Raw genomic sequence first — 18257 nt, 5'->3', positions numbered from 1 at the left:
TGGTATACGTTGGCATTACCCATCATGAATGAAAAGCAGTTGTCATCATTTTTACTGTATTCATCACAACTATGACGTTGCAAGTACGTTAACGGTGTTAAATTAACATTAAATTAACATAATAAAGAAGTAAAAATATAAAACAATCTGATATATATCACATAAAAATAATATTATTTGTTAATGAAAGGTAAATGAAAGCTTCCTCGGCCAATCATGAGCTCGCAAACACAATAAGAAATCTACAAGTTGTTCCTCTAATTATTGGCTTAGTAAGGAAATAAAGAATGAAAAAGTTCACATTAAACACCTTAGCAACAGCAATATTTTTAGTTGGTATGAACTCAGCAGCCGCGCTCCCTGAGCGGACTGAATGTATCGCCCCTGCCAAACCGGGGGGTGGGTTTGATTTAACTTGTAAGCTCGTCCAAGTTTCCATGTTGGAAACCAAAGAAATTGAAAAACCGATGCGAGTGACCTACATGCCTGGCGGAATTGGTGCGGTTGCCTACAATGCCATCGTGGCACAGCGCCCTGCTGAACCAGGTACGATTGTCGCTTTTTCTGGCGGTTCGCTACTCAATCTCGCTCAAGGTAAATTTGGTCGCTATAACGAAAATGATGTTCGTTGGCTTGCCAGTGTGGGCAGCGATTACGGCATGATAGCCGTGCGTGCTGACTCCCCGTATAAATCCCTCAAGGATTTAATGGATACCTTTAAAAAAGACCCCAATAGCATTGTCTTTGGTGCAGGCGGCTCCATTGGAAGCCAAGACTGGATGAAGACCGCGTTACTCGCTAAAGCCATTGATATTGATCCGCGAAAAATGCGCTATGTCGCCTTTGAAGGCGGCGGGGAAACTTTAACCGCATTATTAGGTAACCATATTCAAGTGTTATCGGGGGATATCAGCGAAATGACCCCGTATATCAATGAAGGCAAAATCCGCATTCTTGCCGTGTATGCAGACAAACGTCTTGGTGACGGTTTAGCGGATATTCCAACTGCAAAAGAACAAGGGTATGACATTGTTTGGCCGATTATTCGCGGGTTTTATATGGGGCCAAAAGTTTCCGATGCAGATTACAACCAATGGGTTGAAGCATTCCAAAAACTCCAACAAACCGACGAATTCAAAAAGCAACGCGAACTGCGCGGGTTATTTGAATACAACTTAACAGGGCAAGAACTCGATAGCTATGTGAAAAAAGAAATCGAGCAATATCGTGAGCAAGCCCGTGCATTTGGTTTAGCCAAATAACGGAGCCGACGATGAGCCAACGCATATTTGCTCTAGTCTGGCTGATATTGTGTGTCATCGGAATTTATATTGGCTGGGGGATCCAAAGTGAGTTCTCTTATGAACCATTGGGCCCCCGCCCATTTCCGGTTGCCATACTCTCCTTAATGGCGATTTGTGCGCTTGCCTTACTGTTTGGTAAGCAAGAAGCCGTTGAGTGGCCAAAACCTTATGTACTGCGCCGCCTTGCTCTATTAATTTTATCCTTAGTGATTTATGCATGGGCGTTTGAGTGGCTTGGTTTTCCAATCGCCACCAGTTTATTGACCATCAGTGTCGCGCTGTTATTTGGCGCAACCCCCATCGCTGCGGTGATTTCGGGGCCTATTCTTGGCATTTTCCTCTTCTATGCCTTTGATAAGCTGTTGGATGTGACTCTGCCCATTGGCAGCCTACTGAGTTAAGGAGCGACAACATGGAAACTTGGATGTATCTATCACAAGGTTTTGAGGTTGCCCTTGTTCCTCAAAATATCTTGATTGCCTTGATAGGCTGTTTTATTGGTACCGTAGTGGGTATGTTACCTGGTTTAGGCCCCATTAATGGCGTGGCGATTTTGCTGCCACTGGCCTTTGCCTTGAAGCTCCCTGCCGAGTCTGCACTGATCTTGCTCGCCACCGTTTATTTAGGTTGTGAATATGGCGGACGAATCTCCTCTATTTTACTGAATGTACCTGGTGATGCCGCCGCGATAATGACCACGTTAGATGGTTACCCGATGGCAAAACAAGGTCGAGGTGGCGTGGCACTGTCCATTTCCGCAGTCAGTTCCTTTATTGGTTCAACCATTGCCATCGTCGGTATCATTTTGTTCGCCCCACTACTTGCCCAGTGGTCACTCGCCTTTGGGCCAGCCGAATACTTTGCATTGATGGTATTTGCCATCGCCTGCCTAGGTAGCATGATGAGCCAAAACCCAATTAAATCGCTACTCGCTGCGCTAATTGGTTTGTCTCTTGCCACTGTTGGGGTAGATGCCAACTCTGGGGAATACCGTTTTACATTTGATAGCGTGCATTTATCGGATGGCGTGCAATTTATCGTTGTCGTGATTGGTTTGTTTTCTGTCAGTGAAATTCTATTGATGTTAGAAAGCACGGCGACTGGGCAAGGCCTAATTCGTAAAACAGGCCGAATGTTGTTTAACCGTAAAGAAGCCAAAGCCTGTGCTGGCCCTGCCCTGCGCTCGTCATTTATTGGTTTCTTCGTTGGGGTATTACCTGGCGCTGGTGCCACGATTGCCAGTGCCATCACTTACATGACTGAGAAAAAAATCAGTGGTGAAAAAGGTGACTTTGGTAATGGTGATGTACGAGGTGTTGCCGCACCAGAGGCAGCCAATAACGCTTCTGCGTGTGGTTCGTTCATTCCGATGTTAACCCTTGGGGTGCCAGGTTCAGGGACAACCGCCGTCATGATGGGCGCATTAACCCTGTATAACATCACACCTGGACCTGGTATGTTCACTGAACAACCTGACATCGTCTGGGGGTTGATTGCCGCCCTACTGATTGCCAACGTGGTGTTGCTAATTATGAATATCCCGTTAATTGGCTTATTCACCCGTATGTTGACTGTACCCCTTTGGTTTTTAGTTCCTGCCATCGCTTGTGTTTCTGCGGTAGGGGTTTATGCAGTTCACAGCACCACATTTGACTTACTGTTGATGATGGGGCTTGGGGTATTTGGTTTTATTTTGCGGAAAATGAACTTCCCCCTTTCCCCGCTGATTTTAGGCTTTGTACTCGGTGAAATGTTGGAGCAAAACCTGCGCCGTTCGTTATCTATCAGCAATGGTAATTTCGATATTCTCTGGAGCAGTACCATTTCACAAAGCTTATTAATCCTTGCGGTGTTAGTACTGGTACTGCCACCAATTATTAAGCGCATTCGTAAACGTAAACAGCAACACGCTCTCTCTTAGCTCGCCCCTGCGAGTACCTTCTCTGTAAAACTTTGCCCCAAGTTGCTTTCGGGGCATTTTTTTACTTATCAATTAACAAGAAACTTTGTGTAACTCAGCAATGTCACATTTTTATTGTATGCGCTTTCGTCGTAATATACATACTTTGATTCTGGAATTGGCATGGGCAGTGGTGTTTTAGGGTGTTTAATAAACAGCGGAAACGGCTTATTATTGTTAGATACACATTTAATTTTAACTGCGAATAGGCTTTTAATGCTGTTTATTAAAGCACTACCTAAAATTTTTAAGTCATTTTTCCAAATTTTGCATCGTGTGAAATCCATATTAGCCCCTTTGGTTAACTTTATTTACGTGAGTATTATCGCATTCACTCAATAATAATAATGTCATAAAGTGAGGTTTTATTATTCGAATCGTTAGATGTAAATGTTTAATCAGATAAAGACGATTGGCGAAATAACAGGTATCAATTAGCTTATAAACCCCATTCATTAAAGTAATAAGCCTTATGTTTGATAGGTTATTTTTTGTTCTATTTAATATCAAGCCCAAACCGTTAGCGCATATTCGCACTGTTGAGGTGTACGATGAAACTTACGTGATCCACAGCCAAAACCCCGTTATCATCACTGAAAAAGACAGTGGTTATATTCAAATAAAATCATTTGGAAAAATGTTTATTTATTGCGGAAAAATGCTGCATGTCAGCGTGAGAAAAAATACCAGTTCAGTGACTATTGGCTGGGCAAAAGGGAAGAGCCAAATTTTTGAAGTACGTAAGAATATGAAAGACACACCTAAACAAACCAACTCCAGCCATTCAAACTCAAGTTATGTTCCTCCCTATTATGGCAGCTCATCCAGTGATGATAACCCTCGTTCAAATAGCCATTTTTGTTCCACTGATAGCTCAAGTTCAGACTGTTCTTCATCAGATTCAGGTGGAGGAGATGGCGGTGGCGGTGATTAATCCAATCAATGGCAGAAAATGAACTGCCATTGATTTTGTTTACTCTAAAAATCAAACCTTAATTTGATTCTATTAGCTGAGATAATATTATTGAAATGTGATTCATCTTCTTTCATTTTTCTTTTAATGATGTCTTTGATGTCATTGCTTATACTATTATCGACATGAACCACTGATGTGTGACTTTCTGGTTTAATAGAAAATATAATAGGTAATTCAATCTTTTTAGTTTCTGGGTATAACTTATTTATATAAGACGAATAGATAGCTGACAACCTTTGTTCATATTTTGCTTTACGGCTATCATTCACGTCTAAATTATGAACCTTTTTCATTTGTGAATTAAATGCCTTTAAAACATTACCTTCTGTTGGTTGCTCAATCGCTTTAATCACTTTTGCAGAGGTTGCGCACTTATTTTTTGTTTCTAATAAAGGAAAACAGTGACCACAACCTGATAATTCCGTATTAACGCCCATTAAAGCCGCAGCGATCCCAACAGTGATTAAGCCTGCATACACAGGAAGCATGACCAAACCTGACGCAATTTCAGCCCTATTATTGCGTATTCCGTTGTGTATTTGATGGCCAGTTAAAGAAAAGCTCATCTACAATCCTTGTCTTGATAATTAAAGTGAGCGGTATTTATAGCTCACCCGACAAAGAGCGTCTTTCAAAAAAAGAGGAGACAATATATTGTTTTATAAAATAAAAAAGCGAGATCCAAAGACCTCGCTTATCAATAATTCACTTATATGAATGATATAAATTACGCTTTATATTTGCTCATCACTAATGTGGCGTTAGTACCACCAAAGCCGAAGCTGTTTGACATCACAGTATTCAACGCTTGTTCCGTTGGTTTAGTGACGATGTTCAAACCCGCCGCTTTATCATCTAAGTTTTCAACGTTAATACTTGGCGCAATAAAGCCGTGCTCTAACATTAACAAGCTATAAATTGCTTCGTGTACACCTGCAGCACCCAATGAGTGACCGCTCATGGCTTTCGTTGCAGATATAGCAGGAGAGTGATCGCCAAACACTTCTTGGATAGCTTCTAATTCTTTGGTATCACCGACTGGTGTTGAAGTCCCGTGAGTATTGATATAATCAATTTTATCAATACCTTGCATTGCCATTTGCATACAACGGACTGCGCCTTCACCCGATGGAGCAACCATATCAGCACCGTCAGATGTTGCACCATAGCCCACAATTTCAGCGTAAATATGCGCACCACGCGCTAATGCGTGCTCTAACTCTTCAACAACAACAATACCACCGCCACCTGCGATAACAAAACCATCACGGTCTTTGTCATAAGTTCTTGATGCTTTATCTGGGGTTTCATTGTACTTGGTAGACAATGCACCCATTGCGTCGAACTCACAGGTCATTTCCCAACTCAGCTCTTCGCCACCACCTGCAAAAATAACATCCTGTTTGCCCAATTGAATTAATTCAACCGCATGGCCGATACAGTGCGCAGATGTAGAACAAGCAGAGCTGATTGAATAGTTTACACCCTTAATTTTAAACGGTGTTGCTAAGCAAGCAGAAATACCCGATGCCATTGCACGGGTTACCATATAGGGACCCACGCCACGTAAACCTTTAGCACGCATACCGTCGGAACCTGCAACTTGGTTACGTGGAGAACCACCACCTGAGCCGACAACAATACCTGTGCGTAAATTCGAAACTTGTTCTTCAGTTAAACCTGAATCCGCAATCGCCTGCTCCATAGACAAGTAAGCATACGCGGAGCAATCACTCATAAAACGATACATTTTACGGTCAATCAGGTCTTTAGGATCTAAATTTTTGACATTACCCCAGACATGGCTACGTAGCCCTGCCTCTTTGAATTCTTCTGAGAAAGTGATCCCGGAACGACCTTCCTTCAGAGAAGCCAGTACTTCTTCCTGGTTATTACCAAGGCTGGAAACAATACCTAGACCAGTGATGACTGCACGCTTCATTCGTTACCTCATGTCTATAATTATATGATTGCGGGATTACAGGGTGTCACTTTAGCTTACACTTGTACGCTGAACAAGTCCGATCAGGGTAAATTTTTGTATTTTTTTCTCTAATGCAGTAATAACACTTTTTTATGACGGTAGCCTTACATCGCTATCAGCGTTAAAATTTAGTCATTATTTAGTGATCATAGGCTTTATTGTGAAAAAGAGCACAGTACAAACCGCACGCCTTAGCTGGAATGATGAAGGCACTCCCATGTCTGAGCAATTTGCAGATATCTATTTCTCTAACCAAAATGGGTTAGAAGAGTCCCGTCATGTTTTTTTACAAGGAAATCATTTTCCTGGGCGTTTCAAGACACATTCTGATGAAACCTGTGTAATTGCAGAGACAGGATTTGGTACTGGTTTGAATTTTCTCGTTTTATGGCAGTCTTTTATACAGTTCAAAGCGCAAAATCCACAATCCACTCTCAAGCGACTGCATTTCATTAGCTTTGAGCAATTCCCCCTGACAAAAACAGACTTAATTGCCGCACATCGCTGTTGGCCTGAGCTTTCAGCATTATCAGCAGCATTATGTGAAAACTGGCCACCTGCATTAGCGGGTAATCAAAGAATCATTTTGGATAATGGCAATATCACATTAGATTTGTGGTTTGGTGATGTTAATGAGCAAATATCTCTTCTTAAAGACAATTTAAACAATAAGATAGACGCTTGGTTTCTTGATGGATTTGCACCATCTAAAAACCCTCAAATGTGGAGCGAACACTTGTTCGCTACAATGGCAAAACTGGCACGAAAAGACGCGACATTTGCCACATTTACCGTAGCAGGTTTTGTTAAGCGAGGGTTACAACAAGCTGGGTTTACACTGAAAAAAGTCAAAGGATTTGGGCAAAAACGAGAAATGCTAACTGGGGTATTAACCGAAAACAATCACCAACACACAGCACCTTGGAGCAAAAGATACCCCGCAGATAACCCAAATGATGTTGCTATTATTGGCGGGGGGCTTGCCAGCTTAACAGCAGCGTACTCACTCATGAGACGTGGTGCCAACGTCACATTGTATTGCCAAGATACTGACGTTGCCCAAAATGCTTCAGGTAATCGCCAAGGGGCTATTTACCCGTTACTCACAGGTGTAAATGACCCGCTCGAACGTTTTTTTGTAAGTGCTTTCCCCTTTGCCAAACGCTTTTATCATCAGCTTGAAACTATGGGAATTCCCTTTGATGGTCAGTGGTGCGGTGTTACTCAATTGGCCTATAACGAAAAAGTTGCCCGTAAAATTGCAGGTATGTTAGGCACCAATTGGCCTGAAGATTTTGCTCTGGGTAAAACCCATCAGCAGCTTAATGATATTTGTGGTGTTGATGTCAATTACGATGGTATTCATTATCCATCAGGTGGCTGGTTATGCCCTGCTGAACTTTGTGAAGGGCTATATTGCTACTTGAAAAATAGTGGCGTTCAATTTTATTTTAATCATAACGTCACGGCATTAGAGCAAGCCAATAACCTCTGGAAATTACAAATAAGCACTTCTGAAAAAAAAGAGCTAACACGTGTACACTCTACTGTCATTATTGCTAATGGCCATAAACTACGCCAATATTCACAAACTGTTAATTTACCCATTAACCCTGTCCGGGGGCAAGTCAGCCATATACCAACGACACCTACCTTACAAAAACTTAAAAATGTGTTGTGTTTTGAAGGTTATTTAACCCCCGTGGACAATACTGGAAAACAACATTGCTTAGGTGCCAGCTATCAACGGGATCACCTTGATTTAGATTATAACGAAGAAGAGCAGCAAGCTAACCGCCAAAAGCTAATTGATAACTTACCAGATGCTTCATGGCCTCATGAGATTGATATTTCACACCAACAATCGCGCCAAGGTATTCGTTGCGTTATACGTGACCATTTTCCACTCTTGGGAAATGTGCCAAATTATGAGCAACATTTAGCGGCTTATCATGATTTGCAGACAAGAATTGCCAAAAATCAGCCAATTAATGATGCCCCTGTTTACCAAAACTTGTATATCTTTGGTGCCTTAGGCTCAAGGGGACTCTCGACCGCCCCATTGTGTGCAGAAATTCTTGCCTCGCAGATTTTTGGCCAGCCTTTACCATTGGATGATGAAACCTTGGCTGAATTGAACCCTAACCGCTTTTGGGTGAGAAAATTGCGGTTAGGTCGCCCTGTAAAAATACCGTACTAACAATCAACTAGCAGCATCAGAAATACGAAGCCTGATTTAGGTCAGTTTAATAACCATTGCACAACGGTCTTTTGCAGCGAACCCTGCGTTGATTTCATATTGCAAAATATCACGCAGGACTTCGGTTAACTCGCTTTCATTCAGTATTTCAAAACCTAATCGCTGGTAATAAGGGGCATTCCAAGGTACATCACGGCAAGTGGTCAAGGTCACAGCCATGATATTACGAGCTCGAGCCGCATCCAGAACCTGTTTAATCAATTGCTTACCTAGCCCCTGGCCTTGCCATTGCTGGCTGACAGAAACCTCACAAATATGCAGGCTATCATGATGGTTTTCAGCATTAATAAAACCAATCGGTTCACCGCTATCATTCACCGCCACCCATTCTAATTGCTCGGCAATACAATCAAGATGGTCTTGCTCGGTTTGTCCATCTCCTTCAGCAAGCCACTTATATTTTTCGATACTCGTGAATGCCTGACCAGCAGAGGCTTCAACGGCAGGAAGGTGTTTGGCATCTGTCGGTATCGCTAAACGAATATGCGCCATAATTTTTACTCATCACAAAATTTAGCTAACAAAAAAGCGGGTATCCCCGCTTTCAATTCATAACACAGAAAATTAAATTGCGTTATTTAATAAGTTTTTCCACATACCTAGAACCAAAATTTGGTCAGGGGGTGTTAACTCACCTGCTTTAATGGCGGTTTGAATGCTGTCTTCTACGCGTTGATACAGCGCTTCTGAGCTGGTTTCGTTTTCTTCTTCAAGCTCAGCCACAGCAAGGGTTAAGTGACCACGCAGGTAACCGCCTGCGAATAGTTCATCATCGCTAGCATGTTCAACCATATCATCAATTTTTGTCAGTATGCGTGTTTCTAAATCCGCAAGCATGCTTAATCCTTACTTTAGGTGAGTCAATTAGGCAAAAATATCTTCCGGATACGGGAAGTCTTCTGCACAAAGTGGAGGCGTATTGTAAAACGATTGTAACGCATTAATAAAGCGTAATGGGCGCTCAGGAATGCCATTTTGCAAATAAATCATCACTTGTGCATGAACTTTGCGCATAAATGCAATGCGATCGGGTTCAAAATCCCCTTCTAAATTATCGCAACTGACATTAAAGGGGATCCCCACTGCAACACAAAATAGCCAATCGAGGGCTTGAGGTTTAATTTCAACGACTTCAAACTCACCTTGTGTTTTTTCATCACGCCCATCTGGACAATACCAATAGCCGTAATCCACTTGTTGGCGTCTTGCATCCCCTGCAATACACCAATGAGAAATCTCATGTAGCCCGCTGGTAAAAAAACCATGAGCGAACACAATTTGATGATAAGGAACGACCTCATCAGCTGGTAAATAAATAGGCTCATCGTCCCCTTTTACCAGTTTGGTGTTATAGGTTTCACCAAAGCATCCATCAAAAATATCAATCAAATCCTGATAATTATATTTACTCATGAATAATTTAAATCATCTTAAAATAATGAAAGGAACCAAGCTTTAATGACATCACCATGGCTATCGTGGAGTAACTTAATACTCATTAACAACGAAATCACCACAATCATTGGCCTGATCAGTTTTTGTCCTTTAGTTAATACCAAACGGGCACCTAACCGTGCACCGATCATTTGGCCCGCCAGCATAACAAAACCAAGCACCCAAAGAACATGACCTCCGATAATAAAGAACACTAAAGAACCAAAATTGGAGGCAAAATTAAGTAATTTGGCATGGGCAGTCGCTTTAGCCAGATTATAACCGAGCAATAACACATAGCCTAATGCCAAAAATGACCCCGTACCTGGCCCAAAAGCCCCATCATAGAAGCCTAGAGTCATACCGATTGCAACGCCAAAAAATGGCATACTGACACGTTGCTGTCTATCTTGTACACCGATTGATGGAGTTAATAAAAAATAGAGACCAACACAGATAACTAATACTGGGAGTAATTGCTTTAGGAAGGCAGTATCAATCATTTGAATAACAATCGCACCGAGCATCGCACCAATCATTGTCATAATGAAGGGGAAAATTTGCTCACGTAGGTCAATCGCTTTACGCCTGACAAAATATAAGGTAGAAGAAAAGGAACCACCAACCGCTTGGAGCTTATTGGTTGCTAACGCTTCAACAGGGGTGATCCCAACGGATAATAGCGCTGGGATTGTTAATAAACCGCCCCCACCCGCAATGGAATCGATAAATCCAGCGAAAAGTGCAACAAAGAAAAGTAAAGCATAAACTTCGGGTGCAACGGCGGTCAGCCAATCCATTTTTCAATCCAAAATGAGAAATATCATGATGTTGGTACGTAATCTATCGCAACCTTGCGTTGCAATATCACAACCCAGATGAGGTGTTTTTAAGGAGGCGTCATCCAAACCTCCATATTAAAAGAGCGACTAACCGCTTCGCTCTTTCTATAACATTAACTACTTTTTACTATTATTCAAATGGTTGCATAGCAGGAGTTACATCAGCACACTGGCCGCGGTGACGCAAGTAATGATCCATTAGCACAATCGCCAGCATCGCTTCTGCAATAGGCACGGCGCGAATGCCTACACAAGGGTCATGGCGACCTTTCGTGATCATCTCCACTTCGTCACCATCACGATTTAATGTTTTACCTGGAACTGTAATGCTCGATGTCGGTTTTAAGGCAATATGGGCTATTATGGGTTGGCTGCTGCTAATTCCCCCTAAAATCCCCCCTGCATGGTTAGATGCAAAACCTGAGCGGGTAATTTCATCTCGGTTTTCACTGCCTTTAAGCCCAATAACACCAAAGCCATCACCAATTTCCACGCCTTTAACTGCATTAATACTCATTAGTGCGTGAGCAATATCAGCATCTAAGCGGTCAAAAACAGGTTCCCCCAATCCAGCGGGGACGTGCTCTGCAACAACGGTGATTTTGGCACCGATAGAGTCACCTTCTTTTTTCAACCCACGCAGTAACTCATCAAGGGCATCTAATTTATTCGGATCAGGGCAAAAGAATGGGTTCTCTTCAACGATTGACCAATCTTTAATTTCGCACTCAACAGGCCCCATTTGGGTTAAACACCCTCGAATCTGAATACCTAATTTTTCTTGCAGGTATTTTTTCGCAATTGCCCCTGCCGCCACGCGCATTGCCGTTTCACGGGCAGATGAACGCCCGCCACCTCGATAATCACGCTGGCCATATTTTTGCTCATAGGTGTAATCCGCATGCCCTGGTCTGAAGACATCTTTAATCGCACCATAGTCTTGCGAACGTTGGTCTGTATTTTCAATCAATAGACCAATGCTTGTCCCCGTTGTGATGCCATTAAACACACCTGAAAGAATTTTGACCTGATCGGGTTCACGGCGCGCTGTTGTATAGCGTGATGTGCCTGGGCGACGACGGTCTAAATCGATTTGTAAATCAGCTTCTGTCAGTGCTAACCCCGGAGGTACGCCATCGACGATGCAACCTAATGCCACGCCATGTGACTCACCAAATGTCGTCACACGGAACAGTTGCCCAATTGAATTTCCAGCCATCGGAGTTTCCTATTTTAAGCCGTTCTTGAATACCAAGAATGTGGTTAATAATTATGATGTCGTTATGTTGTTCTTATTGATTACCCGATCCTAACCCATCGTGCAACTATTGATTAATCAATGTATAAATCAAAATGGGCATGATGCTCAACTAGCTGCTCACGCGTTAACATAAATACGCCATCACCACCGTATTCGAAATCTAACCAAATAAATGGAATTTCAGGATATTGTTCAATGAGATGCACCATACTATTACCCACTTCGCAGACTAAAATGCCTTCTTCAGTAAGGAAACGCGGCGCATTCGCCAAAATTCGACGAACCAGTTTCAAACCATCGCTTCCTGCGGCAAGAGCCAATTCGGGTTCAACACGGAATTCTTCAGGTAAGTCATCCATATCCTCTGCATCTACGTACGGAGGATTCGTGACGATGAGGTCATATTTCACCTCAGGCATATCACGGAATAAATCTGAACGAATAGGGACGACACGGTGCTCTAAACCATGATTAGCGATATTTTCCTCAGCAACCGCGAGAACATCACTCGAAATATCAACGGCGTCCACTTCTGCATCAGGAAATTCGTAAGCACACGCAATGGCAATACAGCCGCTGCCCGTACACAAATCTAAAATCGTTTGCGGTTCATCTGCTAATAACCCAACAAAGTGGTTATTAATAAGCTCACCAATTGGTGAACGAGGGATCAGCACGCGCTCATCCACATAAAATTCATGACCACAGAACCATGAACGATTTGTTAGGTACGCTACTGGGATTCGGTCATTGATTCGTCGCAAAACACGCTCAATAATACGGTGGCGCTCAGTTGGCGTTAAACGTGATGTGAGAAGTTCATCTGGCAGATCTAAAGGTAAATAAAGCGTTGGCAACACTAATTGCAGCGCCTCATCCCACGGATTATCAGTTCCGTGGCCATAATATACATTGGCGGCATTAAAGCGGCTCATTGTCCAACGTAAAATATCCTGAATGGTATGAAGTTCTGCGACGGCTTCATCAACGAAGATCTTTTCCAAGAAGGTTTTCTCCAACGTGATTTTTAAAAGGGAATATATGAATTAGTAAAGTTTGCCACGAAGTGAAAGACAAATCAGCAGATTAATGCAATAAAATAATTAACAAAGTAACCAAACCACTCCTTTAAATAGCGATTTGATGCAAAAATGCCCTTTAAGTTCTTAAAGGGCATGAATGAAGATACCAAAACAATCAGAGAAAAATGGCGAGATTAATTTTCACTTTGGAGGAGATCTTTAGTTTCTTTTGCTGGCTTTTTAACCCATAACGCATAGGCGATAGTTAATAACGCCAACCAAACAATACCGACATATAAGGCAATTCGTGTGCTTTCGAAATAACCAAGCACGCCAAAAATAAATACCATAAAAGCAATCGCGAGGATTGGTGCGACAGGCCACATTGGTACAGGGAATTTCAATTTGCTAATTTCTTCAGGAGACATTTTTTTGCGCATCGCAAATTGTGACAGTAAAATCATCAGCCACACCCAAATGGTGGCAAATGTCGCAATGGATGCAATCACGACAAACACATCATCAGGAATGACATAATTCAAGACGACGCCCACTAGCAGTACAATCACCATAACAAGTACGGTCATCCATGGCACACCATTTTTTGTTAGCTTAGTGAATGCTTTTGGGGCTTGCCCTTCATGCGCCATCCCATACATCATGCGCCCTGCACCAAAAATATCGCTATTGATCGCTGATATCGCAGCAGTGATCACCACCACATTCAAAATATTTGCTGCGGACTGGATCCCTAAACTATCAAAAATTTGGACGAATGGGCTACCTTGTTGACCAATTTGGTTCCACGGGTAAATACACATCAACACAAATAAGGTCAGGACATAAAAGAGTAAGATGCGAATTGGTACGGCATTTATAGCTCTTGGGATCGTCGTTTCAGGGTTTTTCGCTTCACTTGCTGTAATACCAATGACCTCAATCCCCCCGAATGCAAACATTACCACAGCAAATGACGCAATCACTCCCCCTATTCCATTTGGCATAAACCCATCATGAATAAATAAGTTCGACACACCCACCGCATGATCTGCTGCCTGACCAAAGCCAAACAACATGATTGCTGCACCGCCCACAATCATCGCGATAATCGCCACGACTTTGATGATGGAAAGCCAAAATTCCATTTCTCCAAACGTTTTTACGTGGCATAAGTTAATCGCCCCAATAAAAAATATAATGCTCAGAACCCAAATCCATTGTTCAACTTCTGGAAACCACAGTTTCATATACACGCCGAACGCTGTGACATCTGCGAGGCAGACAATTAGCATTTCAAATACATAGGTCCAGCCAGCAAAAAAACCCGCCCTAGCACCTAAATAGTGACTTGCATACTGGGAAAAAGACCCCGCAAGTGGGCGATGAACGGCCATTTCACCGAGTGCTCGCATGACCATAAATACTGCTGCTCCCCCGATAATATATGCCAGCAGGACCGCCGGACCTGCTGTTTCAATCGCTTTTGCTGAACCGTAAAATAGCCCTGTACCAATCGCAGAACCAAGAGCCATAAATCGGATGTGGCGCGCAGAAAGCCCTCGCGCAAGTTGTGATGTGCTTTGCATGATTTATCCTTCGTATTATTTTATTAGTCGTGCAGATAAATACTTCAGGCGGCCGATACATTGTCGGCCACCTTTTATTTGCTTGATGTGCTATTTAGGGAAGACTGTCCCTACCGTAAACAGTGTTGAGAGCTTGTGTTGATTAATAAGGTTAATTGCCGCTTCAATATCAGGGGCAAAATAGCGATCCTTATCATAGTAAGTCACTTGTTCACGCAGTATTTTGCGTGCCTTTTCAAGGGCCTCACTCGATTTTAATCCTTCTCTAAAATCCATTCCCTGACAAGCGGATAACCACTCTATCGCTAGAATACCCGTAACGTTTTTCGCCATTTCCCATAAACGACGCCCCGCCGCAGGCGCCATCGAAACATGGTCTTCCTGATTTGCCGAGGTTGGTAAGCTATCAACACTAGAAGGATGAGCTAACGCTTTATTCTCACTGGCTAACGCAGCAGCTGTAACCTGCGCAATCATAAAGCCTGAATTTACACCGCCATTATTAACAAGGAATGGTGGTAACTGGGACATATGCGTATCCATCAATAACGCAATGCGGCGTTCTGACAGCGCACCAATTTCAGCCAATGCAAGCGCAATATTATCCGAAGCCATTGCTACAGGCTCTGCATGGAAGTTCCCACCAGAAATAATGTCACCGTTATCTGTAAAGACCAGTGGATTATCTGACACTGCATTCGACTCAATGAGAATCACTTCTGCCGCTTGACGAATTTGCGTTAAACACGCCCCCATCACTTGCGGTTGACAGCGTAGTGAATATGGGTCTTGTACTTTTACGCAGTTTTCGTGTGATTTGGCTAATTCACTTGTTGGCGATAAAATTTCACGGAACAATGCTGCCACATCAATTTGCCCTTTTTGCCCTCGAACTTCTTGCACTCGAGAGTCAAATGGCTTGCGAGAGCCTAATGTAGCTTCAACACTTAATGCACCACAGACAATACCCGAAAGTAGTAATTTTTCCGCCTCAAACAACCCCTTAAGTGCAAATGCCGTTGAGGTTTGTGTTCCATTTAATAGCGCTAAACCTTCTTTTGCTTCTAATTTCAATGGGGTCAGTCCAGCTTTTTCCAGCGCTTTCTTTGCTGAAATCCATTTTCCTTCAAAGCGTGCTTTACCTTCTCCTAATAAAATCAAGCTCATATGAGCTAAAGGAGCTAAATCCCCAGAAGCGCCAACGGAACCTTTAGCAGGAATGAATGGATAAACCTGTGCGTTGACCAATGCTATCAGTGCATTAATGACTTCCAGACGAATACCCGAAAACCCTCTCGCTAAGCTATTAATCTTTAAAACCATAATTAAACGAACAAGTTCATCATCAAGTGGGTCGCCAACCCCTGCAGCATGGGACATCACAATAGAACGTTGTAACGACTGCAAATCTTTCGTGGCAATACGGGTGTTTGCCAGTAAACCAAACCCAGTATTGATACCATATGCAGTTTTATCTTCCGCGATGATTTTATTGACGGTTGCAACGCTTTTCTCAATTGCAGCTTGTGCGCGTTTATCAAGAGAAATCGTCACCGTTTGTTGGAAAACAATACGTAACTCATCGAGTGTCATTTTTCCTGGATGGATCGTTAATTTAGTCATTAATGGCACTCCTTAGCGAGCTTTAATCATAGGTAAATTAAGGTTTTTTTCTTTCGCGCAATCAATTGCAATGTCATATCCTGCATCAGCATGACGCATAACACCTGTAGCAGGGTCATTGTGAAGCACTCTAGCAATCCGCTCAGCAGCTTCATCAGTGCCATCACACACAATGACCACACCTGAATGTTGTGAAAAGCCCATCCCCACACCGCCACCGTGGTGCAGTGATACCCACGTCGCACCACTTGCAGTGTTCAATAACGCATTGAGTAGTGGCCAATCTGATACCGCATCAGAGCCATCTTTCATGGCTTCAGTTTCACGATTAGGGCTAGCAACTGAGCCTGAATCTAAATGGTCACGACCAATCACGATTGGCGCTGAAACCTCGCCACTTCTGACCATCTCATTAAATGCTAAGCCGAGTTTTGCTCTATCCCCCAACCCAACCCAACAGATACGCGCAGGTAACCCTTGGAAGCTAATACGCTCACGAGCCATATCTAACCAGCGGTGTAAGTGCTTGTCATCTGGCAGTAATTCTTTAACTTTGGCATCTGTTTTATAAATGTCTTCAGGATCTCCCGACAAAGCAACCCAGCGGAATGGGCCAATTCCACGACAAAATAACGGGCGAATATAAGCGGGAACAAAACCAGGGAAATCAAATGCATTTTCGACGCCCATTTCCAGTGCCATTTGGCGAATATTATTGCCATAATCAAACGTTGGAATACCTTGCTGTTTAAACGCTAACATTGCTTTAACATGTTCAGCCATAGATTTTTTCGCGGCAAGCGCGGTACCTTGCGGGTCTTTTACGCTTTGCTCGCGGTATTCATCCCATGTCATTCCAACGGGTAAATAACCATTTAATGGGTCATGGGCACTGGTTTGGTCGGTCACCATATCTGGTTTCACACCGCGTTTAACCAGTTCAGGCAGGACTTCCGCAGCATTTGCACACAGTGCAATGGAAATAGCTTTACCTTGGGCGGTATATTTTTTGATACGGGCAAGCGCGTCATCAAGATCAATAGCTTGCTCGTCAACATAGTGAGTTCTTAAGCGAAAATCGATGCGGCTTTGTTGGCATTCAATATTGAGTGAACAAGCTCCTGCTAATGTGGCAGCTAATGGCTGAGCTCCCCCCATACCACCTAGCCCTGCGGTTAATACCCAGCGCCCCGTTAAATCCCCCTTAAAATGCTGGCGGGCAGCTTCTACAAACGTTTCATATGTGCCTTGCACGATCCCTTGGCTACCGATGTAAATCCAACTTCCCGCAGTCATTTGCCCGTACATCGCTAACCCCTTAGCGTCGAGCTCATTGAAATGCTCCCAATTTGCCCAGTGTGGGACTAAGTTTGAATTAGCAATTAATACCCGTGGTGCATTCGAATGAGTTTTAAATACACCAACGGGTTTACCTGATTGCACAAGCAGTGTTTCATCGTTTTCAAGTTGTTTTAGTGATTCAATGATTTGGTCATAGCATTGCCAATTACGTGCAGCACGACCAATTCCGCCATACACCACCAGTTCATGAGGATTTTCAGCAACATCTGGATCAAGGTTATTCATTAACATACGCAATGGTGCTTCCGTCAGCCAACTTTTTGCCGTTAATGTATTCCCATGCGGTGCTCTAATTTCGATATTTCTGTATTTATTATTTAGTGCAGTCACTTATATACCCTCTTTTATCGAATCATTGGATACCATTTATGTTTATATAGATATAGTTGTATAGACATGTATGATCAATCCATTTTTTAACATAAAAATTAAAAAAATTTGATATAAAAAGGTTTTTTCGTTTGATAAAACATTGAGATAGGTATTCTGCTTTTTTTATAACCGCTGTTTTTTTCTTCTAAATTTGCCTGTGAGATCACATTTATTTCACAATGCGTTTACACTAAGTTAGTCGAAAACAAAAAGGGGAATGATATTTAGAGAATGGCAAAACGGAAAATCACCTTAAGCAAGATTCCGTTTA

16 protein-coding genes are annotated in these 18257 nt (G+C 42.7%); 5 read left to right on the top strand and 11 right to left on the bottom strand.

What is annotated here, in order from left to right; all coding sequences use genetic code 11:
* Nucleotides 1-287: 287 nt before the first annotated feature.
* The 4 genes from AABS66_RS03820 (at nucleotide 288) to AABS66_RS03805 (ending at nucleotide 4198) form a co-directional block, all read left to right on the top strand.
* Complete coding sequence (locus AABS66_RS03820; RefSeq protein ID WP_206082387.1) at nucleotides 288-1262, top strand: Bug family tripartite tricarboxylate transporter substrate binding protein; 975 nt, start codon at nucleotides 288-290, stop codon at nucleotides 1260-1262.
* Between the two features lie 11 nt (nucleotides 1263-1273).
* Nucleotides 1274-1705, top strand: a complete 432-nt coding sequence (locus AABS66_RS03815; RefSeq protein ID WP_206082388.1) for a tripartite tricarboxylate transporter TctB family protein — start codon at nucleotides 1274-1276, stop codon at nucleotides 1703-1705.
* A gap of 11 nt (nucleotides 1706-1716) precedes the next feature.
* Nucleotides 1717-3225, top strand: coding sequence for a tripartite tricarboxylate transporter permease (locus AABS66_RS03810; RefSeq protein ID WP_206082389.1), 1509 nt, complete (start codon nucleotides 1717-1719; stop codon nucleotides 3223-3225).
* A 511-nt stretch (nucleotides 3226-3736) separates the two neighbouring features.
* Complete coding sequence (locus AABS66_RS03805) at nucleotides 3737-4198, top strand: hypothetical protein (RefSeq protein WP_206082391.1); 462 nt, start codon at nucleotides 3737-3739, stop codon at nucleotides 4196-4198.
* 44 nt (nucleotides 4199-4242) lie between these two features.
* Here AABS66_RS03805 and AABS66_RS03800 read toward each other — a convergent pair whose 3' ends face one another.
* On the bottom strand, nucleotides 4243-4806 hold the full coding sequence (locus tag AABS66_RS03800; protein ID WP_430224591.1) for a hypothetical protein: 564 nt from the start codon (nucleotides 4804-4806) through the stop codon (nucleotides 4243-4245).
* A 161-nt stretch (nucleotides 4807-4967) separates the two neighbouring features.
* Nucleotides 4968-6182: a beta-ketoacyl-ACP synthase I gene (gene fabB / locus AABS66_RS03795; protein WP_206082393.1), complete on the bottom strand. Its 1215-nt coding sequence runs from the start codon at nucleotides 6180-6182 to the stop codon at nucleotides 4968-4970.
* A 202-nt stretch (nucleotides 6183-6384) separates the two neighbouring features.
* On the opposite strand from fabB, the gene mnmC reads away from it, so the two are divergent.
* Nucleotides 6385-8424 carry a bifunctional tRNA (5-methylaminomethyl-2-thiouridine)(34)-methyltransferase MnmD/FAD-dependent 5-carboxymethylaminomethyl-2-thiouridine(34) oxidoreductase MnmC gene (gene mnmC / locus AABS66_RS03790; RefSeq protein WP_430224589.1) on the top strand — a complete coding sequence of 680 codons (2040 nt, stop codon included), beginning with the start codon at nucleotides 6385-6387 and terminating at the stop codon, nucleotides 8422-8424.
* 36 nt (nucleotides 8425-8460) lie between these two features.
* On the opposite strand, the gene AABS66_RS03785 is transcribed toward mnmC, so the two are convergent.
* The 9 genes from AABS66_RS03785 to hutU all read right to left on the bottom strand — a co-directional run bounded on the left by AABS66_RS03785 (nucleotide 8461) and on the right by hutU (nucleotide 17944).
* A complete protein-coding gene (locus tag AABS66_RS03785; RefSeq protein ID WP_430224588.1) occupies nucleotides 8461-8976 on the bottom strand; it encodes a GNAT family N-acetyltransferase in 516 nt (171 codons plus the stop codon).
* Nucleotides 8977-9048: 72 nt separating this feature from the next.
* Complete coding sequence (locus AABS66_RS03780) at nucleotides 9049-9321, bottom strand: YfcL family protein (protein WP_047756281.1); 273 nt, start codon at nucleotides 9319-9321, stop codon at nucleotides 9049-9051.
* A 27-nt stretch (nucleotides 9322-9348) separates the two neighbouring features.
* Nucleotides 9349-9897: an elongation factor P hydroxylase gene (locus AABS66_RS03775; protein ID WP_430224587.1), complete on the bottom strand. Its 549-nt coding sequence runs from the start codon at nucleotides 9895-9897 to the stop codon at nucleotides 9349-9351.
* A 17-nt stretch (nucleotides 9898-9914) separates the two neighbouring features.
* On the bottom strand, nucleotides 9915-10718 hold the full coding sequence (locus AABS66_RS03770) for a TSUP family transporter (protein WP_206082397.1): 804 nt from the start codon (nucleotides 10716-10718) through the stop codon (nucleotides 9915-9917).
* 172 nt (nucleotides 10719-10890) lie between these two features.
* Nucleotides 10891-11979 (bottom strand): chorismate synthase, encoded by a 1089-nt coding sequence (gene aroC / locus AABS66_RS03765; protein WP_206082398.1) that lies wholly within the window; start codon nucleotides 11977-11979, stop codon nucleotides 10891-10893.
* A gap of 113 nt (nucleotides 11980-12092) precedes the next feature.
* Nucleotides 12093-13025: a 50S ribosomal protein L3 N(5)-glutamine methyltransferase gene (prmB, locus tag AABS66_RS03760; RefSeq protein WP_206082399.1), complete on the bottom strand. Its 933-nt coding sequence runs from the start codon at nucleotides 13023-13025 to the stop codon at nucleotides 12093-12095.
* A 212-nt stretch (nucleotides 13026-13237) separates the two neighbouring features.
* Nucleotides 13238-14629 carry an amino acid permease gene (locus tag AABS66_RS03755; protein ID WP_206082400.1) on the bottom strand — a complete coding sequence of 464 codons (1392 nt, stop codon included), beginning with the start codon at nucleotides 14627-14629 and terminating at the stop codon, nucleotides 13238-13240.
* A 90-nt stretch (nucleotides 14630-14719) separates the two neighbouring features.
* A complete protein-coding gene (hutH, locus tag AABS66_RS03750; RefSeq protein WP_272681023.1) occupies nucleotides 14720-16252 on the bottom strand; it encodes a histidine ammonia-lyase in 1533 nt (510 codons plus the stop codon).
* Between the two features lie 12 nt (nucleotides 16253-16264).
* On the bottom strand, nucleotides 16265-17944 hold the full coding sequence (hutU, locus tag AABS66_RS03745) for a urocanate hydratase (protein WP_206082402.1): 1680 nt from the start codon (nucleotides 17942-17944) through the stop codon (nucleotides 16265-16267).
* Between the last annotated feature and the right edge of the window lie 313 nt (nucleotides 17945-18257).

It is taken from the genome of Providencia sp. SP181, assembly GCF_050446505.1.
Taxonomy (GTDB): Bacteria; Pseudomonadota; Gammaproteobacteria; order Enterobacterales; family Enterobacteriaceae; genus Providencia; species Providencia vermicola.
This window is presented reverse-complemented; position numbering and strand designations above follow the sequence as displayed.